This is a genomic window from Nocardia sp. NPDC059764, assembly GCF_042732555.1.
Lineage (GTDB): Bacteria > Actinomycetota > Actinomycetes > Mycobacteriales > Mycobacteriaceae > Nocardia.
Genome location: NZ_JBHWHH010000136.1, coordinates 1 through 19,887 on the forward strand (window position 1 = coordinate 1; position 19,887 = coordinate 19,887).

Genomic DNA, 19,887 nt, shown 5'->3' on the forward strand with positions numbered 1-19,887 from the left:
GACTCGGGGCCTTCCCTGGTGACGATCCGATCAGTGATCGGTCTGCTTGCCGGAGGCGGCGTTCTGGGCCGCTTCCAGCACGGCGAGCATCTTGTGCTCTTCCTCATGGGCGATGGCGACGTTCTCCGCCTGCTCCGACGCGGGGTCGGCGCGCATGAACGAGCCGGTGCCGGGCTTGCCGGCGGAACCGAGCTTGACCATCTTCTTGGGCACCGGGGCGCCCTGGTACTCCAGCGGGATCGGGTGGCCGTGCGAGTCGACCGGGCCCAGGGGCTGGTGGACCTCGATGTACTCACCGTGCGGCAGCCGCTTGATGACACCGGTCTCGATGCCGTGCTCGAGCACCGCGCGGTCGGACCGCTGCAGACCGATGCAGAAGCGGTAGGCCACGAAGTACGCCAGCGGCGGGGCCAGCAGCAGCGCGATCCGGAAGAACCAGGTGGTGGCGTTCAGCGAGATGTCGAACTTCAGCGACAGGATGTCGTTGACACACGCCAGGGTCAGCACCATGTAGAACGCGATGGCCATGGCGCCGATGGCGGTGCGGACCGGCACGTCGCGCGGACGCTGCAGCAGGTTGTGGCGAGCCGTGTCGCCGGTGAGGCGCTTCTCGATCCACGGGTAGGCGATCAGCACGGTGAACACCAGACCCATGATCAGGGCGACCCAGAACGGCGCCGGGACCGTGTAGCGGCCCAGGTACAGCTCCCACGGCGGCATGAGACGCGCCATGCCGTCGGTCCACATCATGTAGAAGTCCGGCTGCGAACCCGCGGAGACCTGAGACGGGTTGTAGGGACCCAGGTTCCAGATCGGGTTGATCTGGAAGACGCCACCCATGATCGCGACGATGCCGAGGGTGAGCGCGAAGAACGCGCCCTGGTCGGCGGCGAACACCGGGATGATGCGGGCGCCGACGACGTTCTTCTCGGTGCGGCCCGGTCCGGGGAACTGGGTGTGCTTCTGGTACCAGACCAGCGCGACGTGCGCGGCGATGAGCGCCAGGATGATGCCCGGCAGCAGCAGCACGTGCGCGATGTAGAGGCGCGGGATGATGATGGTGCCCGGGAAGTCGCCGGCGAAGATCAGCCAGTGCATCCAGGTGCCGATGACCGGCACACCCATGGTGATACCACCGAAGGCGGCGCGCAGACCGGTGCCCGACAGCAGGTCGTCGGGGATCGAGTAGCCGAAGAAGCCCTCGAACATGGCCAGGATGAGCAGCAGCGAGCCGATCACCCAGTTGGCCTCACGCGGCTTGCGGAACGCGCCGGTGAAGAAGATGCGGAACAGGTGGATGATGATCGACGCCGCGAACAGCAGCGCCGCCCAGTGGTGCACCTGGCGCACGAACAGACCGCCGCGCACCTCGAAGGAGATGTTCAGCGCGGTCTCGTAGGCCCGCGACATGGTGACACCGCGCAGGGGCTGGTAGGCGCCCTGGTAGACGGTCTCGCTCATGGACGGGTCGAAGTACAGCGTCAGGTAGATACCCGACAGCAGCAGGATGATGAACGCGTACAGCGCGATCTCACCGAGCAGGAACGACCAGTGAGTCGGGAAGACCTTGTTGATCGATCGCTTGGCGAACGCAGCCATGTGGTAGCGCTCGTCCATTTCGTTGGCCTGGACGGCCGCTTTGCTAGGGCTCATGAACGACGCTCCCAGAAGGCCGGGCCGAGCGGCTCGATGAAGTCGCCGGCGGCGACCAGGTAGCCATCGGCATTGACGGTGATCGGCAGCTGCGGCAACGCGCGGGCGGCGGGACCGAAGACCGGCTTACCCCACTCGGTCGCGGAGAACTGCGACTGGTGGCAGGGGCACAGGATCCGGTTGGTCTGCTGCTCGAACAGCGAGGTGGGGCAGCCGAGGTGAGTGCAGATCTTCGAGTAGGCGAAGTAGTCGCCGTAGTTGAAGCTCTCCTGGCCCTTGCGCTTGATCGCGGTCTGGGCGTCGTGCGGGCGCAGACGGATCAGCATGACCGCGTTGCGGATGCCGCGCAGCGACTGCAGGGTCGCGTGCTCGTCTCCGCGCCAGGATTCCTTCCAGGGGAAGACGGTTTCCATGGCGCCGCCGTCGAGGTCCTCCGGCTTGACCAGGACGATGTCCTCGGGGCGGCCGGTGTCGCGGCGCAGGAAGACGGTCTCGCCGGGGTAGTCCGGGGTCCAGCCCGAGACCCACAGCGGAGCCTTGTCGCGCTTGGCCCACGGGTTCTTGATCATGCCGCCGACGAACAGGAACAGCGCGCCGACACCTACCAGGCCCGCGCCCAGGCCCGCGGTGCGGGTGATGAGCTTGCGGCGGCCCAGGGTGGAGGTTTCGGCGGCGTCCTGCAGCTGCGCGACCAGGGTGCGCCGGTTGACCTCCGAGGACGGGCCGTCGTGGCGGTCCTGGATGGAGATCTCGGCGGGGATGAAGTGCTTGCGGATCAGCACGATCGCCACACCGACGGCCAGCACGGCGATGCCGAGGGTGAGGCCGTAGAGCGGGGTGGTGAGGGTGTACATCCCGTTGCCGTCCTGGTTGCGGCCCTTGTACTCCCAGGGCCAGAACAGGAAGACGCCGATCAGAGCGGCACCCGCGAGCGCGGAGATGCCGAACCACAGGGCCACGCGACGCTCGGCGCGCTTCTCGGCCCGGGTGCCCTCGACCGGCCAGCGGGGGGCGCGGTAGGCGACGTCGACGCCGTCGAGCTCGGTGCCGAGCTTGACCAGCTCGTCCCGCGACATGGCGTCGAGCTGCTCGTCGGTGGGTTCGGTGGGGTTGTCCCCCATGCTGTTTCGCTCCTGTTCACTCATGACCGGGAACCGATCCACATCGCGGAGCCGACCAGGGCCACGATGCCGACGACCCAGATCGCCAGGCCCTCGGTCGCGGGACCGAAGCCACCGAGGCCGTAGCCGCCCTCGGACTTGGTCTCCATGCGGTCCTTGATGTACGCGACGATGTCCTTCTTCTCGTCCGGCGTCAGCTGCCGGTCGGAGAACTTGGGCATGTTCTGCGGGCCGGTCAGCATGGCCAGGTAGATCTGCTGCTCGCTGGCTTCTTCCAGCGGGGGCGCGAACTTGCCGGAGGACAGCGCGCCGCCCTTGCCGGTGAAGTTGTGGCAGGAGGCGCAGTTCAGGCGGAACAGCTCGCCACCGCGGCCGAGGTCGCGGCCCTCGATGAGGGATTCCTGCGCGATCTCGCCGTTGGCGTCGCGCACGACGGTGGGGCCGCCGCCGTTGGCCTGGACGTAGGCGCTGATCGCGTCGGTCTGGTGCGCGTCGAACTTCGCCGGCTTGCGCACGATCTGCGCCTCGTTGCGGGCGGCGGGCATGCGGCCGGAGGAGACCTGGAAGTAGACCGCGGCCTCACCGACGCCGATCAGGCTGGGGCCGCGATCCGGGACACCCTGCAGGTTGACACCGTGGCAGGTGACGCAGGAGGTGTCGTAGATCTGCTTGCCCTCGCGGATCAGCGCGGACTGATCCTCGTGCGCGGTCGCCACCTGAGCCTGCGGGGTCAGGGCCGATGCCGCGAAGCCGGCTCCGACGAGGCCCATCAGGAGGACCAGCCCGCCGGCCAGCTTCCGGCGAATGCGGCGCTGTTTGCGGGTCTTGGTGGCCTGGCCGATCCCCTCGGGATCTGGCGCTGACGGGGGAGATGAACTCATCTGTGTCCCTTTGGAGTAGACGGAACCGACTTGTACAAGTTTGGGGTTGCCGAAACGGGGCTGTGTGTTTCGACGCGTCCGGTGTTAGCGGACGAAGTAGATCGTCGCGAAGAGGCCGATCCAGACGATGTCGACGAAGTGCCAGTAGTACGACACGACGATCGCCGCGGTGGCCTGCGCCGGGGTGAACTTGCTGAGCTTGGTGCGCACCAGCAGGAAGATGAACGCGATGAGACCGCCGATGACGTGCAGACCGTGGAAGCCGGTGGTGATGTAGAACACCGAGCCGTACACGGAGCTGGAGATCGTGGTGCCCTCGTGCACGAGGTTGGTGTACTCGTACCCCTGGCCGGCCACGAAGAACGCGCCCATGATGAAGGTGAGCAGGTACCAGCGGCGCAGGCCGAACACGTCGCCCTTCTCCGCGGCGAAAACGCCCATCTGGCAGGTGAAGGAGGACAGCACCAGCACCGTGGTCACCGGCACGGCCAGCTTCAGGTTCAGCTCGGTCGGCTCCGGCGGCCAGACGCCGTGTGCCTGGGCACGAGCAACGAAGTACATGGCGAACAGGCCGGCGAAGAACATCAGCTCGCTCGACAGCCAGATGATGGTACCGACGCTGACCATGTTGGGCCGGTTCAGCGAATGCACACGCTGGGTAATGGCCGATCCTGGGGTCCCTACTGCGGTCGTCACGCCGGTAAGTATGACTTGTCGTAGTACGACAGGCGTAGGCGGGTACGAAACTTTGTCGTACGTGTCGGAAAGCCCAGGGCGAGCGTGGCTCTCGCCGGGTTCCCGGCGTGTCCCCGCAGAGCCTAGATTGCGCAGGTAAGAGGAAGCTGAGGCCTGTTTCCGGGCCCGCGAGAGGGAGTCGACGTGAAGTCGTGGTGGCGGCGGTGGCGAGGGCGCGGCGGCGCAACACAACTGGATCCGGCGCGCCCGGATCTGGTGGTGGTGGCATCGAGTTTCGATGACGCCGAGGCGTGCTCGGCGGCCCTCGGCAAGGCCTTGGACTGGACGGCGGATCAGCCGGTGGTGCTCAGGCATCATTTGCGCCTGCCCGCGGCCCAGGTGAATGCGGTGCAAGTCATTGCCGCGCAGGGCGGCTATGAAACCGCCTCGGTCTCCGCCGCGGACCCCGCGAAGCTGGTCTTGCAGCGCGTGCAGATCCTCGACGCCGTGCACTGCTCCCAGGAGCGTTCCCGGATGGCGGGCCTGGCCCAGCGTCACGACGGCGACGCTCTGGGCTGGGACGCCCTGCAACCCGCCGAGCGGCCCCGATAGTCGGGGGTTCGGAGGCGACGCACCCTGAGAGTCCCGGGAGTCGGGTTCTCGGCACTAGGCTTGCCTCCGAACCACACTGGTGTCCGGGCATCCGGCAACGGGAAGAGAAGGCAATGAGCGCGCGCAGCTGGCGAGAAGTTCTCGGCATCCTCACCGACGGCAACGACCTGTCCTCGGACGAGGCCGCGTGGGCGATGAACGAGATCTTCACCGATAACGCCACCTCGGCGCAGATCGCCGCCTTCGGTGTGGCCCTGAAGATGAAGGGCCCGACCCCGTCGGAGTTGAACGGTCTGGCCGGGGGCATGCTCGCGCACGCGCGCCGGGTGCGCTACAACGGCGCGGCGGTGGACATCGTCGGCACCGGCGGCGACCGTTCGGGCAGCGTGAACATCTCCACCATGTCCTCGATCGTGGTGGCGGCCTCCGGGGTTCCGGTGATCAAGCACGGCAATCGCGCGGCCTCCTCCAAGAGCGGCGGCGCGGATGTGCTGGAGGCGCTGGGCGTGAAGATCGCTCTGGGCCCGGAGTCGGTCGAGGAGTGTGTGCGGCGGACCGGGATCGGTTTCTGTTTCGCGCCGGTGTTCCATCCGTCGCTGCGGTTCGCCTCGCAGGCGCGTGGTGAGATCGGGATTCCGACGGTCTTCAATATCCTGGGCCCGCTGACCAATCCGGCACAGCCGGGCGCGGGCCTGATCGGCTGTGCGTTCCGGGAGCTGGTGCCGGTGATCGCGGGCGTGTTCGCCGAGCGCGGGGCCTCGGCCCTGGTGGTGCGCGGCAATGACGGCCTGGACGAGATCACCACCGCCGACACCTCCGACGTGTGGGTGGTGGCGGGCGGCAAGCTGCACGAAACCACCATCGACCCAACGACTCTCGGTATCGAGCGGGTGGATCCGTCGGCGCTGAAGGGCGGCGACGCGGTGATGAACGCGGCGATCGCGCGCGCGATGTTCGCCGGGGAGCCGGGTCCGGTGCGTGACGCGGTGCTGTTGAACTCGGCGGCCGCGCTGGTCGCGTTCGACCTGACCGCCGACGATGTGCACGCCGATCTGCACGGCAAGCTGGCCGAGGCCCTGAAGCGGGTGGCGGAGACGGTGGATTCGGGTGCGGCCACCGCGCTGCTGGAGCGCTGGGTGACCGTTTCCAACGAGCTCGGCGCGGACTAGCCGGCTGTCGTGGCCTCGATGAACCGGCGCATGGCATCGAAACTCTTGATGCCGGGCGCGGTTTCGAGGGAACTGGACACGTCGACGCCGAAGGGCCGGTGGGTGGCGATGACCTCGGCGACATTGTCGGGGGTCAGGCCGCCCGCCAGCACCACCTGACCGGGGGCTTGCTCGAGCCAGTCGGGGAATGCGGCGAAGACGCCGGAGCCGTGGCTGGCGTCGTAGAAGAAGTACCGGCAGCTCTGGCCGGGTTCGGGCCGCTCGGCCGAGCAGTAGGCCAGGTTCGGCAGGTCGGTCCAGTGGTAGAGCTGGATGATGTCGAAGTCGTCGATCACCTCGTCGACTTCGCTCTTGTCGAAGGCGACCACGAAGGATTCGATCCGGCCGCGCGCGTAGGCGGCGAGTTCGCGGGCCCGCGTGGGTTCGACGTACCGCTTGCTCTTGGTGGTACCGACCACGCCGATGGCGGTGTAGCCGAGGTCGACGGCCCAGTCGATCTGTTCTTCGGTGGTCAGTCCGCAGACTTTCACGAACATGGGTTCCTGCCTTTCCCTGGGCGGATTGCTCAGAGTGTCCTGGGAGTTCGGGGCCCGCGGCGCCGCGTGGTCGTTCGGCCGTCCGCGGCGGCGTTAAAGTTCCGCTATGCGATACGCGGTGGTGCTACCCGGCCTGGTGGTCGTGCTTCTGGGCCTCGGAGTCTCGGTGAGCGCCGCTCATCCCTCGGCCCGGGCCGGGTCCACCGATCCCGACACGCTGTCGGTGGACGGCCGCAGCTACGGCGTGCCGTCCGATTGCGTGACCGTCCACCACTGGCCGCATCGGCTCCACGTCGCCAATGCGACCGGGCTGCCGGCCAGCGTCTACCTGCTGCCCGGCTGCAAGGGCGGTGTCACGCACGTGATCGAACCGGGTCAGAGCGGCCGGGCGCTGGGCGCGTCGGTGCTGACCCGCTGATCCGGGCGGCTATTCGCCGATCGAGAATCCGGCTTCCACGTCCGCGCGCGAGTAGGACTTGAACGCGATGTGAGTGGCGGTGCGCAGCACGCCGGGCGTCTTGTTGATGTGCCCGGTGACGACGTCGGCGATCTCCTCGTGGTCGCGGACCCGGACCTTGGCGATCAGATCCACATCCCCCGCGCACGAATAGACCTCGGTCACCCCCTTGATGTCGGCCAGTTCCTGCGCGGTCTCCGGAATCCGATCCGGTTCGGCGGAGATCAACACGATCGCGGTAATCATGTGCCCAACTCTAGTGGTTCGCCGAGCAGGTCGGCGGCGGCGCGGTGGATCTTGCCCAGCGCGGACATCAGGTGCACCCGTTCGGCGGCGGTGAGGTCCGCGGTGACCTTGTCCGACAGCGCCTTCCGCTCCGCCTCGACGGGTTCCCGCAGCTCGCGACCATGATCGGTGAGCCACAGCCGAACCAGCCGATTGTCCTTGTCGTCGCGTCGGCGAGTGAGCAGCCCGGCGGCGGCCATGCGGGTGGCCATCTTCACCACCGTCGGCGTGGTCACGTTCAACGCGGCCGCCAACTCCCCCGGCGTCCGTCCGTCCTGTTCCCACAACGCGGCCAGGACGTGGTTCTGCCCCAGGTGCAGCCCGAGGCGGCGCATATCGCGATCGGCCAAGGCCCGCAGCACTTTCGAGGTGCGGCCGTGCAGATCCAGGAACTCGGTCACGGAGCCTCCATACGGGTGCGGTTGGTCATTGACGCTCAATCATTAGCCGTCTAATGTTTTTCACTAGACGGCTAACGATCTGGAGATCTCATGCTACTGCTGACCGGAGCGACCGGAAACATCGGCCGCGAACTCACCCGATTCCTCGATTCCCACGACACCGATTTCCGCGCCCTGGTCCGAGACCCGGCCCGCGCGGCGACCTTGCCCGCCCGCGCCGAGGCCGCACTCGGCGACCTGGACGACCCGGCAAGCATCGACCGCGCCATGTCCGGCATCACCGCCCTGTTCCTCTTGGTCCCCGGCATCGGCCTGGACCACACCCGCACCCTGCTACGCGCCGCCGAGCGAGCAGAAGTCCAGCGAATAGTCCTCATCTCCTCGGCCCACGTCCTGATCGACCCCCTCCCCGCCATGGGCACCTGGCACCGCGACCGCGAGAACCTGGTGCGCGACACCGCAATTCCCGCCACCATCCTCCGCCCCGGCGGCTACATGTCCAACGCCCTCGAGTGGATCCCCAACCTCCGCTCCGGCACCCCGATCCTCGACCCCTCGGGCCCGGGCCGTTTCGCCCCCATCGACCCAGCCGACATCGCCGAGGTCGCAGCCCGCTGCCTGACCAACCCCGGCCACACCGGCCAGTCCTACCACCTCACCGGCCCCGAACCCCTGACCGTCGCCGAGCAGGTAGCAATCCTCGCCCGAACCCTGAACCGAGACATCAAAATTCGCGAGACCGCCACCCCGGAGGAAGCGGTCGCCGCCCGATACCCCCAAGGCGCTCCCCCAGCCCTGGCCGCCGCCATCGTCGAAGGCTTCGCCCTCCTCCGAGCAAATCGCGCCGACGCCCGGACCGACACGGTCACCCAACTACTCGGCCGCCCACCGCGCACCTTCGCGGCCTGGTGCGAGGCACACCGCGCCGCCTTCACCAACTGACGGTAGCCGGAGCACGAGGTCGTGGTTCTGCCCCAATTGCATCCGGCCACGACCAAGCCGCCGTGGTGCACCGCGTACGGCATCCACCCGGCCATGCTTCGTGGGGGGTGGAGGTCACAAGATAGGATTCGTCGACGCTCGAGCCGATGGTGATCCCCTCACCGGCGCCCTGCCCGACGCGCCTCACTGCCACGCGCGCACTATGCCCTCAGGTCCCCAGTGCGCGGCGATCGGCAACTCACGCTCCACACCGGATCGCGAAACCGCCACCAACGGCGTATCGAACTCGGTGCCGGGAACCGCGAGTACGCCGCGGGCGAGGGCATCGTAATCGTGGCGATCGAATGGTTTGGACTCGAGCCATTTGATCGATCCGACGAAATGCACTGCGCCCGCGACGGGTTCACGGTCGGCGCCGATCAAATCCAGTTCCGGGTTGTTCTGCCGGTTCCACCAGCCACCCACCGCTTCGGTTTCCGGCCACGGGGCATCGGGCTGCAGGCGCAGCAACGATTCCCGAATGAGCGGTTCCACCGCACGGCCACGCCACGTCGTCCAGGACCGTTCGATACGTTCCAGCGCCAGATCTCCTCGACCGCGTTCGATGAGCGGAATTCCGCGCTCCAGAAAAGCCAACCAGAACCGCAGGTAGGGATCGGCGATCCGGTAGCGCTTGTTCTTGCTGTCCGGTTTCGTCGACAGCGGCAGATCCGCGGCCACAATCCGCTAGGCCTGCAAGGTATTCAGCAGCGGCGTGAGAGTTCCGGCCGGCAAGGTACCGGTGGCGCCCGAGACGGATGCGATGGCACTGTACGTACGTTCGCCGCTACCGATCGCCTCCAGCACCGCTCGCGAACGCGATGCCTCGGGAAACTCACCCAGCAACGTCAGTTCCCCCGCGACCAGCAAGGGGGACAACGGATTAGCCGTAACATCACGCAAGAAGTCCTGGCGGCTCATGCCCGGCCGCCAGGAGCGGACGATCTCCGGGAATCCACCGGTGATCAGCAACGCGTCCACCGCATCGGCCGCCGACAGCCCCGTCATTGTCTGAACGTCGGCGACATGCAGAGGTGCGACGGTCATCTTCGCCGCCCGCCCGAAGAAGGGGCGGCCATGTGACTGCAGCGCCTCCATGACCGAAATGTCACTGCCCACCAGCACCAGCAGGACCGGCTTGGCCGACAGGTGCCGATCCCACACCGTCTGCAGCGCGCCTTCGAACTCGGCATCCCGCTCCACCAACCAGGGAACCTCGTCAATCACCACAATGCCGGGTGCGTCGTCGGGCAAGGCAACGGCGAGCGTCCGCAATAGTGGCGGGATTCGAACCCGCGACTTCTGCCATCACACCGGCTGGACCACCCCACGTCCTGCGCGCCAGGGCGTCGGTGGCGACAAGGACAGTAACCGCCCGCCGCGGAAATCGGTATCGAATTTCCGCGGCGGGGCGGTGGTCACCACTGGCCGGGGGTGTATTCGCCGCCCAGTTGCCCGGAGATGACGTTGAGGCGGTTCCAGGCGTTGATGGTGGCGATGAGGGAGATCAGGGCGCCGATCTGGTCGTCGTCGTAGTGCTTGCGGACCTGGGTCCAGGTGTCGTCGGAGATGGCGGTGGAGGTGTCGGCCAGGCGGGTGCCTTCCTCGGTGAGGGCGAGGGCGGCGCGCTCGGGGTCGGTGAAGACGGTGGATTCGCGCCAGGCCGCGACCATGGCCAGGCGGACGGGGGTTTCGCCGGCGTGGGCGGCGTCCTTGGTGTGCATGTCCAGGCACATGCCGCAGTTGTTGATCTGCGAGGCGCGGATCTTGACCAGTTCCTGGGTAGCGTGCGGGAGGCTGGAGTCGTCGATGACGCGGGCGGCGGTGACGATGCGCTTGCTGAACTTGGCGGCGATCTCGTTCTCGTACAGGGCGAAGCGGGTCATCGTTCTCTCTTTTCTGGTGGGTGTTCGTTGGCTTCATGAGGTTGACGACGTGGCCCGCACGGGTGTGACATCGCCTGGCGCGTGAGCCCGGTCACCCCCGGAAAGAGGGGTCTGGCGCGAAATGTGAATCTGGATTTCACCAATTCGCCTCCGCGCGGCGCGATCCCACGCGATCATGGATCGGTAGATTGTGAACCGACCGGTAGTCACATCTCGGCTACCTAGGGGGTTGCGATGCTCGAATCAGGCAGACACCGCCGCGTCTCGTCCGCGAGCCAATGGCAGTGGGTTGTTCCGCAGCTGCGGCGCACCCCGCCCGGCCGACATCATCGGCAGACACCGAACACCTTGCGCACCAAAACCTTACAGGCGCTGCTCCCCGGAGCGACCGTCGTCGCCCTGGCGGCGGTGTCGACCCCGGCGCACGCCGAGGCGGTGAACCCGCCTCCCGCCGACTCACCCGCCCCGCCGCTCGCGGACTCGGGCACCCAGCCATCGGCCGAGTGGGAGGCACCGCAACAGGTCGCCTCGGAGACCCGGCTAATACCGGGCGACTCGGCGGACCGGCCGCCGCAGGTCGATCCGGTGTTCGGCCTGTCCCAGGACCTGCCGGAGTCCTTCGACGCGGTCAAGTCCATCAATATTCCGGGCATGGATCTGCCGGGCCTGGATCTGCCCGCGCTGTTCACCCCCGACACCGCGATCGTGGTGCTCGGCTACGGCCTGCTCCCCGACGGCCAGATGCGCCCGGAGCTCATGGCCCGCCTCTCCGCCGGCTACGTCTCGGCGCTGCTGTCGCCGCAAGCCCCGGTCATCGTGACCGGCGGCAATCCGCAGAACGGCGTCACCGAGGCCGATGCCATGGCCGACTGGCTGGTCGAGCGCGGCATCGACCGCAATCGCATCCACACCGAGACCAAGGCGAACTCGACGGTCCAGAACGCCGCCTTCTCGGCGCATCTGATGGATGTCATCGGTGCGCACGCCGCGATCCTGATCACCTCCGCCGATCACATCGCGCGAGCGCTGACGAATTTCCGGGCTGCCGGAATCTCGGTGGTGGCCACCCTGACCCCGGATTCCGCGCCGCTGTCGGCGCAGCCGTTCGGTCCGGGCGCGAAGTAGGCCGGTACGGAACTCGAAGGCCCGCTGATCGATTCGATCGGCGGGCCTTCGGCGTGCGATGGACTCAGGCGAGGTACCGGGCGATGCTCTCGGCGATGCAGGCGGGCTTGTCCGCGCCCTCGATCTCGACGGTCATGGTGCGCACGGCCTGCACACCGCCGGGAATGTCGGTGACGGTGTCGAGGGTGAGCCGTCCGCGAATGCGGCTGTCGACCAGCACCGGGTTGATGAAGCGAACCTTGTCGAGCCCGTAGTTGATCGCCATGTTCGCCGCGCTGACGGTCATGATCTGCCCGGTCATCGGCACCACCAGCGACAGGGTGAGGAACCCGTGGGCGATGGTGCGCCCGTAGGGTCCGGCGGCGGCGCGGGCGGCGTCGACGTGGATCCACTGGTGGTCGTCGGTGGCGTCGGCGAAGGTGTCGATGCGCTGCTGGTCGACGGTGATCCAGTCGCTGACGCCGAGTTCGGTTCCGGCGGCGGCCCGCAGTGCGTCGAAGTCGCTGAAGTCGATCATGGTCCTGCCCTTCAGAGGTATCGCTGCTTCAATTCGCGCTCGAGGATCTTGTGCGTCGGACCCATCGGCAGCTCGATGGCCTGTGCCGCATCGAATCTCGGCATCAGGACCAGGGTCGCGCCGAGTCGCCAGTGCGAGTTCATGGACACGGTCTGCCCGAACACATGGAACAGCGGCAATGCGCCCAACGCGATGTCCTCGCGTTTCACCTCGTTGGCGTCGAAGGCGTTGACCGTCGCGCACATGACCATATTGAGGTGGCTGAGTTCCGCGCCCTTGGGGCGGCCGGTGGTGCCGCTGGTGTAGAACACGACGGCGGTGTCGAGCGGACCGCGGGCCACGAACGCCGGGATCGGTTCCCCGGACAGCTCTTTCGGGTTCACGCAGGGATTCCGGCCCGGCTCGCCGCCTCCTTGCCGACAGCCTCGACCATCGGATGGCACACCATCACCGTGGCCCCGCTGTCGCGCAGCACATATGCGGCCTCGTCGGCGGTGAGCAGCAGATGCACCGGCACCACGGTCGCGCCCGCCGCCAGGATGGCGAAGCACGCGCGCGGGAAGTCCGCGGTATTGGGTCCCATGAGCGCGACCCGGTCCCCCGGCCGGACCCCGAGTTCGATGAGGGCCCCGGCCTGTTCGCGCGCCTGCCGCCACAGTTCGCGGAAGGTGATGCGCTGTTCGCCCTCGATGAGGGCGAGATGGTCGGGCCGCCGCCACGCCGGTTCGGCGAGGATGCCGGCCAGGGACAGGGTCGCGTTCATCTACAGCCCCATGTCCTTCGCGATGATCATCTTCATGACCTCGCTGGTGCCGCCGTAGATCCGGTTGACGCGGTTGTCGGCGTAGAGGCGGGCGACCGGGTACTCGTTGATGAACCCGTACCCGCCGTGCAGCTGCAGGCAGCGGTCGATGACCCGGTGGGCGACCTCGGTGCAGAACAGCTTGGCCGACGCGGCGTCCGCGGCGGTCAGGGTGCCTCTGTCGAGCGCTTCCAGTGCGCGGTCGACCACGGCTTCGGCGGCGTCCACCTCGGCCTGGCAGGCGGCGAGCTCGAACTTGGTGTTCTGGAAGCTGGCGACCGGCTGCCCGAAGACATTGCGCTGCCGGGTGTATTCCTTGGCGAACCGAATCGCGGACTTGGCCTGCGCGTACGCGCCGACGGCGATGGACAGCCGCTCCTGCGGGAGGTTCTGGCCGAGGTAGGAGAAGCCCTTGTGCTCCTCGCCGAGCAGATCCTCGACCGGCACGCGCACATCGGTGAAGTTGAGTTCGGCGGTGTCGGAGACCTTCAGGCCCAGCTTGTCGAGCTTGCGGCCGACGCTGTACCCGGCGGACGTGGTGTCCACCACGAACAGCGAGATGCCGTGGCGGCGATCGTTCTCGGCGGGCGCGGCGGTGCGGGCGCACACGATCACCCGGTCGGCGAGCACACCACCGGTGATGAAGGTCTTGGACCCGTTCAGCACGTAGTGCGTGCCGTCCTCGGAAAGCTTTGCGGTGGTGCGCATTCCGGCGAGGTCGGAGCCGGTGCCGGGTTCGGTCATGGCGATGGCGAACATGATCTCGCCGGTGACGAACCCGGGCAGCCAGCGCTGCTTCTGCTCCGCGGTGGCCAGGTTCTTGATGTAGGGCAGGCACAGGCCGACGTGCACCCCGGACCCGCCGAACGACACCGCCGCCCGCGCGCACTCCTCCATCAGAATGGCCTGGAACTTGAACGATTCGATGCCCGCGCCGCCGTACTCCTCGGGCACCTCGATGCCGAAGACGCCGAGTTCGCCCAGCTTGTCATAGAAGTCGCGGGGCGCGATCCCGGCGGCGTACCACTCCTCGTAGACCGGCACGACCTCCGATTCGATGAAGGCGCGCACGGTCTCGCGGAAGGCGTCGTGGTCTTTGTCGAAAACTGTTCTCTGCATGGATATCTCTCTCGTTATCAGAGGCGACGGCCGCCGTCGACGTAGATGGTCTGCCCGGTGACGAACGAGGCGTCGTCGGAGACCAGGAACGACACGACGTTGGCGATATCGGCGGGCTCACCCACACGGCGCAGCGGGGTGATCTTGGCGGCCTCGGCGCGGAATTCCTCGGGTGAGACGCCGACGCGGGCGGCGGTGGCGTCGGTCATCTCGGTGACGATGAATCCGGGCGCGACGGCGTTGACGTTGATGCCGAACGGCCCCAATTCCATGGCCAGCGTGCGGGTCAGGCCCTGGATGCCCATCTTGGCGGCCGAGTAGTTGGCCTGCCCGCGGGCACCGAGCGCGGACACGCTGGAGGTGTTCACGATCTTGCCGGACTTCTGCTTCACCATGTACTTCTGCGCTTCGCGGGTGCACAGGAAGGCGCCCTTGAGGTGCACGGACATGACCAGATCCCAGTCGTCGACCGACATCTTGAACAGCAGGTTGTCGCGCAGCACGCCGGCGTTGTTGACCAGCACGTCCACCGAGCCCAGTTCCGCGGCGATGCGTTCGAACGCGGCGGCGACCTGGGCTTCGTCGGTGACGTTGCAGCCCACCGCGATCGCGGTCCCGCCCGCGGCGGCGATGGCGTCCACGGCGTCCTTGCAGGCGGCTTCGTCGAGATCGACGATGGCGACGGCGAATCCGTCGGCGGCCAGGCGGGCCGCGGTGCCCGCGCCGATTCCGCGGGCGGCGCCGGTGACGACTGCGACTTTCGACATCTTGGGCATCTCCCTGGGTGAGTGGTCAGTTGAAGGCGTTCACGCCGGTGAGGGCGCGGCCGATGAGCAGTTTCTGGATCTGGCTGGTGCCCTCGTAGAGGGTGAGGACACGCGCGTCGCGCAGGTACTTCGCGACCGGGTACTCGTCGATGTAGCCGTAACCGCCGAACACCTGGATGGCATTGTTGGCGGCCTTCACCGCGGCCTCGCTGGCGAAGAGTTTGGCGACCGAGGCCTCGGTGCCGAACGGCTTGCCCTTCTCCACCAGGTCCGCGACCCGCCAGGTGAGCAGCCGCGCCGCCTCCACGTCGACGGCGATGTCCGAGATGAGTTCCTGGACCAGCTGATACGCGGCGATCGGCTTGCCGAACTGCTCGCGCTGCCCGGCGTATTTCACCGATTCCTCGAGGCAGCCGCGCGCGACGCCGACGCATCCGGCGGCCACGCCCATGCGGCCCTTGTCGAGGGCGGCCATGGCGATCGTGAAGCCTTGGCCGAGGTCGCCGAGCCGGTTGGCGTCGGGCACCCGGACCTGGTCGAGAACCAGTTCGGCGGTGGCCTGGCCGCGCAGCCCGAGCTTGCCCTTGATCTCGGTGCGGGTGAAACCGGGTGCGTCGGTGGGCACCAGGAACGCGGTCACGCCCTTGGGGCCGGGTCCGCCGGTGCGCGCGAAGATGATGGCGACATCGGCCCAGGTGCCGTTGGTGATGAAGATCTTGGTGCCGGACAGCAACCAATCGTCGCCGTCGGCAACGGCTTTGGTGATCAGGCTGCCCGCGTCCGAGCCGGTGCCGGGTTCGGTGAGCCCGAAGCAGCCCAGCGCCTGCCCGGCGCACAGCCGCGGCAGCCATTCCCGTTTCTGTGCCTCGGTCCCGTAGGTCTTGATCGACTTCGACACCAGGCCCAGGGACACCGACACGATGCCGCGCACCGAGCTGTCACCGCGGCCGAGTTCCTCGAGCAGCAGGCAGTAGTCCAGGGCGGTGCCGCTGGAGCCGCCGTACGCCTCGGGGATCTCGATGCCGAGGAAGCCCATGTCGCCGAGTTTGCCGACGATGGCGGTGTCGACCGATTCGGCCCGGTCCCAGTCGGCGGCGTACGGGACGACCTCTTTGTCGACCCAGGCGCGGGCCAGCTCGCGCAGTTCGCGCTGCGACTCGCCGAGTTCGAAGTCCATGGTTGCGATAGCTCCTAACCAAACGTTGTTAGGTTTATGGCTCGAAGTTATCCTAACAGTGTTCGGTTATCAAGGACACGGTGTTAGGTTCGAGATCCACCGGTGCCGCACCGGCCCGATCGACCGCAGGAGGTGAGCCCGATGGCCAGGCCGAAAGTGCCGTTGCTGAGCCGCGAACGCATTCGCGACGCGGCCCTGACCCTGATCGACCGCGACGGGCTCGGCGAGCTCTCCATGCGCAAGCTGGCCGCCGAACTGGGGGTGCAAGCAGCCTCGCTCTACTCCCACTACCCCACCAAGGACGCCGTCCTCGACGACATCGCCGGCGGCCTGATGGACCGTGTCGTCGTCTCGGCGTTCGAGCAGGGCTGGCGGGTCGGCCTGACCCAGTGGGCCCACTCCTATCGCGACGCCCTGGTCCGCCACCCCAATTTCGTCGCCTACCTGGCGGCGGGTCCCGGCACTCGCGACGAGAACCTGCGCGTCGCCGACGCTGTCCACGGCGGCCTGGTCGCCGCGGGCTGGCCGCCGCGCGACGCCACCATGATCGGCGCGGCCACCCGCTATCTGGTCATGGGCGCGACCATGGGCTCCTTCTCGCGCGGCTTCGTCGACGACGTCCAGGTGTATCGGGACCGCTACCCGCATCTCGAGCAGGCGCACCTGCTGCGTGCCAAGGCCGACGAAATCGATGCCGAGAGTTTCGAATTGGCGCTGTCGGCCTTCACCGACGGTCTGCAACTGCGGTTCGAGGCCATCGAGAAGCAGCGTGCGCGCCGGCGGCGGTAGTCGCCCACTCAGCGGACCAGTTTTGGTCAATTGTCCGAATTTGCTGCGGAAGTGCCGAACCCCCGCTAACCTGCCGCGCATGTCTGGAACTCGTGCATGGGTGGCCGCCGTCGCGCTGGCCGCACTCCCGCTGGCGTCGGCCGCCCCGGCGACGGCCGCTCCCGTGGTGAACAAGGTCGTGGTGATCGGCGTCGACGGCACCCTGTGGAGCGAGGTACAGGCGGCGAACGCGCCGAACCTGGGCCTGCTCGCCGCGCAGGGCACCCTGGCCCGGACCTCGATCGCCCCGCACACCACCATGTCCTGCGTCTCCTGGGCGACGGCGCTGACCGGGGTGTGGGACACCAAGCACGGCATCAAGGACAACGACGCCACCTGCAACCCCACGCCTTTCGCGCAGTATCCGACGGTGTTCACGCAGTTGGAGCGCTACAAGCCGAGTCTGGCGACGGCGTCGCTGGGCACCTGGGACAAGATCGGCATGATCGCGCGGACCGGAAGCCCGGCGGCCGACAAGGTGTCGGTGACGCAGGTCGACCCGACGGGCGCGGGAGTCTGTGAGACGACGGCGGATTCGGTCGCGGCGTCGAAGGTGGTGTCCTCGATCACCGACGACGGCGCCGATTTCACCTTCACCCACCTCGATCAGGTCGACATCGTCGGCCACACGCTGCGCGGGGTCTGGCCGCAGGCCTACCGCGACGCCATCGGCCGGGTGGACACGCTGGTCGGCAATATCACCAAGGCGGTGGACGACCGGGCCCGCACGCACGCCGACGAGCGCTGGACGATCCTGGTGACCACCGATCACGGCCACAAGCCCGAGGGCGGGCACGGCGGTCAGAGCGCCTACGAGACAGCGAGTTTCGTGATCGCGCGCGGCCCCGACTTCACCGCGGGCGCCCAGAACAACGGCTACGCGCTGGCCGACATCACCCCGACGGTGCTGGATCTGCTGGGCGCCCCGGCGGATCCGAACTCCGACGGCCGGTCCATGCGGCTGGGCGGTTCGGGCGATCCCGCCGCGACCCCGCCGAACACGCCCGCCCTCGATTCCGGGCTCACCGGTTCGTCGTCGGGTTCGGCGCAGATGCTGATGGTCAACAACCCGCTGTGCCTGGTGGCCAGCGGCTCGGCCGGTGGCTCCTACGGCAAGTAGGCTGCTCGACGTCGAGAAGCCGGTCCCGGGTTCGGTTCCCGGGACCGGCTTTCGCGTCGGTGGGTGCTCAGGAGATGAGACCCGCCGCCTCGGCGTTAGTCGATTGTCTCGCGCGCTTACCTGATCCGACGGCACCCCGGCCCCGAATTCATCGCTCCCCTGCCCAATTCCCCCCGACTCGGCCCCGCGCGCCCCGCCACCGCCACCACGCCGCCCATCCCATGGTGCGCCGGCCCCCGCCCCTCATACGGTTGAATCCCGCCTTGTGGAGCCAAACGTGAAGCGACTGCTCTTCATCACCGCCGCGGTCATCCTCGCCGCATCCACCTACACCTACGCCCTCTCCCCCGGCCACTACGGCGCCGGCATCGCCCTGGGCGCTGTCCTCACCCTCTGGTTCGTCGGCAAAGCCATGGACTAGCCCCGCCTCGAACCGTTCGACCACCGCTGCCGCCGCACGATTTCGTTGATCCAGATGGGCACGAACGGCGAAGTGCGGTTGGGCGGTGTCGGCCTTCATCTCGGCTTCGATTGGCGAGGGTGCGCAGTTTCGTGAGGTTGACGCCTGGTCGTCGCCGTGTCGCTCGTTGACGGCGCGGACCTTCGGGTCTTCCGAGGCCGCCAGGTCGGCCAGGGCCGCGGTCAGGGTCGGCGCGGGCACGGAAGTGCTGGTCACGCGACCCACGAGAGCGCCGATCGTGATCTTCGAGCGGGAACGGGTATGCGGCAGGTAGTCCTGTCCGACCTGGTTGGGAGGCGTCATGACCGCTGATCCACAGCGAGCGAAGCGTCCGGTGAGTGCGGCGCTGGCCGGGCCGTACGGCCACCCGTTCCATCCGATCCTGGTCACCGTGCCCATCGGGGCGTGGGTGGCGAGCGTGGTCTTCGACCTGGCCTCACACGTGGCCGGGGATCCGGACGCGCTGGCGTACGGCGCGCGGTGGCTGATCGCCATCGGCGTGCTGGGCGCACTGGCCGCGGCGACCGTCGGGTTCCTGGATTTCCTGGCCATTCCGGCCGGAACCCCGGCCTTCCGCATCGGGTTGACGCACCTGAGCCTGAATCTGGCGGTGACTGTCGCGTTCGCGCTGGACTTCTGGTGGCGCGGCACGCCCGACGGCGCGGTGCCGATCGGCCCGCTGGTGTTGTCGCTCGTCGCGCTGGCGACCTTGTCGGTCTCCGGCTATCTCGGCGGCAAGCTCGCCTACCGCTACGGCGTCCGGGTCGCCGACGAGTCCACCCAGGCGGAGGGTTTCCGCCGCTGAATCCCCATCCCTCCACATTCGTCAGGAGTCCGTCATGGCCATCGCGGCACTGATCACCTGGCTGCTCACCGCAGCGGGTGGCTTCTTCCTGCTCGGCACCTGGATCGCCAAAGGCGGTGTACGCGAACCACATACCAGCCACCTGCCCCCGCCCGTCATCTTCGGCCACTTCCTGCTGGCCGTGATCGGACTGGTGCTGTGGATCATCTACCTCGTCGTCGACTCCGACGCCCTGGCCTGGGTCGCCTTCGGGTTCCTGGTCCCGGTGGCGGCGCTCGGCTTCGTGATGCTGCTGCGCTGGCTCCCGACCTACCGGGAGTCGCGCACCGCCGCCGCGGAACCGGCTCCGATATCGCTCACGAACGAGGGACCGGCGGAACGGCACTTCCCTGTGCTGGTCGTCGGCGGCCACGGCTTGTGGGCCGTCATCACCGTCGTCCTGGTGCTGCTGACCGCGCTGGGGGTCGGGAGTTGAGCGAAACGATTCGGGCCCCGAGCTGAGTTCAGCTC

Annotated in this window: 26 protein-coding genes and 1 pseudogene; 10 read left to right on the forward strand and 17 right to left on the reverse strand. The window is 67.8% G+C overall.

The features are described from left to right. Positions 1-30: 30 nt before the first annotated feature. The 4 genes from ACFV4K_RS25615 to ACFV4K_RS25630 form a co-directional block, all read right to left on the reverse strand. Positions 31-1,653: a cytochrome bc complex cytochrome b subunit gene (locus tag ACFV4K_RS25615; RefSeq protein WP_379278288.1), complete on the reverse strand. Its 1,623-nt coding sequence runs from the start codon at positions 1,651-1,653 to the stop codon at positions 31-33. Further along, positions 1,650-2,798, reverse strand: a complete 1,149-nt coding sequence (locus tag ACFV4K_RS25620; RefSeq protein ID WP_379278289.1) for a ubiquinol-cytochrome c reductase iron-sulfur subunit — start codon at positions 2,796-2,798, stop codon at positions 1,650-1,652. Before ACFV4K_RS25620 ends, ACFV4K_RS25615 begins: the two co-directional genes overlap by 4 nt. After that, positions 2,795-3,655 (reverse strand): c-type cytochrome, encoded by an 861-nt coding sequence (locus tag ACFV4K_RS25625; RefSeq protein WP_379278290.1) that lies wholly within the window; start codon positions 3,653-3,655, stop codon positions 2,795-2,797. Before ACFV4K_RS25625 ends, ACFV4K_RS25620 begins: the two co-directional genes overlap by 4 nt. A gap of 84 nt (positions 3,656-3,739) precedes the next feature. Continuing rightward, positions 3,740-4,351, reverse strand: coding sequence for a heme-copper oxidase subunit III (locus ACFV4K_RS25630; protein ID WP_357286621.1), 612 nt, complete (start codon positions 4,349-4,351; stop codon positions 3,740-3,742). Positions 4,352-4,534: 183 nt separating this feature from the next. On the opposite strand from ACFV4K_RS25630, the gene ACFV4K_RS25635 reads away from it, so the two are divergent. Together ACFV4K_RS25635 and trpD are read left to right on the forward strand one after the other, a co-directional pair. Next, complete coding sequence (locus ACFV4K_RS25635) at positions 4,535-4,942, forward strand: hypothetical protein (RefSeq protein WP_357094938.1); 408 nt, start codon at positions 4,535-4,537, stop codon at positions 4,940-4,942. A gap of 113 nt (positions 4,943-5,055) precedes the next feature. Further along, complete coding sequence (gene trpD / locus ACFV4K_RS25640; protein ID WP_379278291.1) at positions 5,056-6,111, forward strand: anthranilate phosphoribosyltransferase; 1,056 nt, start codon at positions 5,056-5,058, stop codon at positions 6,109-6,111. On the opposite strand, the gene ACFV4K_RS25645 is transcribed toward trpD, so the two are convergent. Beyond that, positions 6,108-6,647, reverse strand: coding sequence for a hypothetical protein (locus ACFV4K_RS25645; protein WP_379278293.1), 540 nt, complete (start codon positions 6,645-6,647; stop codon positions 6,108-6,110). The genes trpD and ACFV4K_RS25645 overlap by 4 nt on opposite strands. Before the next feature lie 106 nt (positions 6,648-6,753). Here ACFV4K_RS25645 and ACFV4K_RS25650 point away from each other — a divergent pair, with 106 nt between their 5' ends. Continuing rightward, positions 6,754-7,065 (forward strand): hypothetical protein, encoded by a 312-nt coding sequence (locus ACFV4K_RS25650; protein WP_379278294.1) that lies wholly within the window; start codon positions 6,754-6,756, stop codon positions 7,063-7,065. Positions 7,066-7,074: 9 nt separating this feature from the next. Here ACFV4K_RS25650 and ACFV4K_RS25655 read toward each other — a convergent pair whose 3' ends face one another. Then, entirely contained in the window at positions 7,075-7,350 is a 276-nt protein-coding gene (locus ACFV4K_RS25655; RefSeq protein WP_213560441.1) for an Lrp/AsnC family transcriptional regulator, read from the reverse strand. Next, positions 7,347-7,790 (reverse strand): MarR family winged helix-turn-helix transcriptional regulator, encoded by a 444-nt coding sequence (locus ACFV4K_RS25660; protein WP_379278296.1) that lies wholly within the window; start codon positions 7,788-7,790, stop codon positions 7,347-7,349. The genes ACFV4K_RS25655 and ACFV4K_RS25660 overlap by 4 nt, the downstream gene beginning before the upstream one ends. Before the next feature lie 90 nt (positions 7,791-7,880). Here ACFV4K_RS25660 and ACFV4K_RS25665 point away from each other — a divergent pair, with 90 nt between their 5' ends. Beyond that, a complete protein-coding gene (locus ACFV4K_RS25665) occupies positions 7,881-8,732 on the forward strand; it encodes an NAD(P)H-binding protein (RefSeq protein WP_379278298.1) in 852 nt (283 codons plus the stop codon). Positions 8,733-8,915: 183 nt separating this feature from the next. Here the strand turns inward: ACFV4K_RS25665 and ACFV4K_RS25670 are convergent, their stop codons facing one another. The 3 genes from ACFV4K_RS25670 to ACFV4K_RS25680 all read right to left on the reverse strand — a co-directional run bounded on the left by ACFV4K_RS25670 (position 8,916) and on the right by ACFV4K_RS25680 (position 10,657). Further along, positions 8,916-9,452 carry a DUF234 domain-containing protein gene (locus tag ACFV4K_RS25670; protein WP_379278299.1) on the reverse strand — a complete coding sequence of 179 codons (537 nt, stop codon included), beginning with the start codon at positions 9,450-9,452 and terminating at the stop codon, positions 8,916-8,918. Positions 9,453-9,458: 6 nt separating this feature from the next. Beyond that, positions 9,459-10,025 (reverse strand): ATP-binding protein, encoded by a 567-nt coding sequence (locus ACFV4K_RS25675; protein WP_379278301.1) that lies wholly within the window; start codon positions 10,023-10,025, stop codon positions 9,459-9,461. Between the two features lie 164 nt (positions 10,026-10,189). Further along, on the reverse strand, positions 10,190-10,657 hold the full coding sequence (locus tag ACFV4K_RS25680) for a carboxymuconolactone decarboxylase family protein (protein WP_379278303.1): 468 nt from the start codon (positions 10,655-10,657) through the stop codon (positions 10,190-10,192). Positions 10,658-11,005: 348 nt separating this feature from the next. Between ACFV4K_RS25680 and ACFV4K_RS25685 the strand changes: the two genes are divergently transcribed. Then, positions 11,006-11,782, forward strand: coding sequence for a YdcF family protein (locus ACFV4K_RS25685; protein WP_379278305.1), 777 nt, complete (start codon positions 11,006-11,008; stop codon positions 11,780-11,782). A gap of 64 nt (positions 11,783-11,846) precedes the next feature. Here the strand turns inward: ACFV4K_RS25685 and ACFV4K_RS25690 are convergent, their stop codons facing one another. The 6 genes from ACFV4K_RS25690 to ACFV4K_RS25715 are packed head-to-tail and all read right to left on the reverse strand — an operon-like array spanning position 11,847 to position 16,164. Next, positions 11,847-12,299 carry a MaoC family dehydratase gene (locus ACFV4K_RS25690; RefSeq protein ID WP_379278307.1) on the reverse strand — a complete coding sequence of 151 codons (453 nt, stop codon included), beginning with the start codon at positions 12,297-12,299 and terminating at the stop codon, positions 11,847-11,849. 11 nt (positions 12,300-12,310) lie between these two features. Then, positions 12,311-12,682: an AMP-binding protein gene (locus ACFV4K_RS25695; protein WP_379278309.1), complete on the reverse strand. Its 372-nt coding sequence runs from the start codon at positions 12,680-12,682 to the stop codon at positions 12,311-12,313. Beyond that, a complete protein-coding gene (locus ACFV4K_RS25700) occupies positions 12,679-13,062 on the reverse strand; it encodes an AMP-binding protein (RefSeq protein ID WP_379278311.1) in 384 nt (127 codons plus the stop codon). The genes ACFV4K_RS25695 and ACFV4K_RS25700 overlap by 4 nt, the downstream gene beginning before the upstream one ends. Beyond that, on the reverse strand, positions 13,063-14,220 hold the full coding sequence (locus tag ACFV4K_RS25705; protein ID WP_379278313.1) for an acyl-CoA dehydrogenase family protein: 1,158 nt from the start codon (positions 14,218-14,220) through the stop codon (positions 13,063-13,065). A 17-nt stretch (positions 14,221-14,237) separates the two neighbouring features. Further along, positions 14,238-14,996 carry a 3-oxoacyl-ACP reductase FabG gene (gene fabG, locus ACFV4K_RS25710; protein WP_379278315.1) on the reverse strand — a complete coding sequence of 253 codons (759 nt, stop codon included), beginning with the start codon at positions 14,994-14,996 and terminating at the stop codon, positions 14,238-14,240. Positions 14,997-15,012: 16 nt separating this feature from the next. Further along, entirely contained in the window at positions 15,013-16,164 is a 1,152-nt protein-coding gene (locus tag ACFV4K_RS25715) for an acyl-CoA dehydrogenase family protein (RefSeq protein ID WP_379278317.1), read from the reverse strand. A 141-nt stretch (positions 16,165-16,305) separates the two neighbouring features. On the opposite strand from ACFV4K_RS25715, the gene ACFV4K_RS25720 reads away from it, so the two are divergent. From ACFV4K_RS25720 to ACFV4K_RS25730, 3 genes are all read left to right on the forward strand, one after another. Next, positions 16,306-16,953 (forward strand): TetR family transcriptional regulator, encoded by a 648-nt coding sequence (locus ACFV4K_RS25720; RefSeq protein ID WP_379278318.1) that lies wholly within the window; start codon positions 16,306-16,308, stop codon positions 16,951-16,953. 79 nt (positions 16,954-17,032) lie between these two features. Beyond that, positions 17,033-18,112 (forward strand): alkaline phosphatase family protein, encoded by a 1,080-nt coding sequence (locus ACFV4K_RS25725; RefSeq protein WP_379278320.1) that lies wholly within the window; start codon positions 17,033-17,035, stop codon positions 18,110-18,112. A 277-nt stretch (positions 18,113-18,389) separates the two neighbouring features. Then, complete coding sequence (locus ACFV4K_RS25730) at positions 18,390-18,533, forward strand: hypothetical protein (protein WP_379278321.1); 144 nt, start codon at positions 18,390-18,392, stop codon at positions 18,531-18,533. A 112-nt stretch (positions 18,534-18,645) separates the two neighbouring features. On the opposite strand, the pseudogene ACFV4K_RS25735 reads toward ACFV4K_RS25730, so the two are convergent. Beyond that, positions 18,646-18,773 (reverse strand): annotated as a pseudogene (locus tag ACFV4K_RS25735) (DNA alkylation repair protein); the annotation flags it as partial. Between the two features lie 100 nt (positions 18,774-18,873). Here ACFV4K_RS25735 and ACFV4K_RS25740 point away from each other — a divergent pair. Both ACFV4K_RS25740 and ACFV4K_RS25745 read left to right on the forward strand, forming a co-directional pair. Further along, positions 18,874-19,377 (forward strand): DUF2231 domain-containing protein, encoded by a 504-nt coding sequence (locus ACFV4K_RS25740; protein WP_357286563.1) that lies wholly within the window; start codon positions 18,874-18,876, stop codon positions 19,375-19,377. 34 nt (positions 19,378-19,411) lie between these two features. Next, positions 19,412-19,852 carry a hypothetical protein gene (locus ACFV4K_RS25745; RefSeq protein ID WP_379278323.1) on the forward strand — a complete coding sequence of 147 codons (441 nt, stop codon included), beginning with the start codon at positions 19,412-19,414 and terminating at the stop codon, positions 19,850-19,852. The last annotated feature ends 35 nt before the right edge of the window (positions 19,853-19,887 follow it).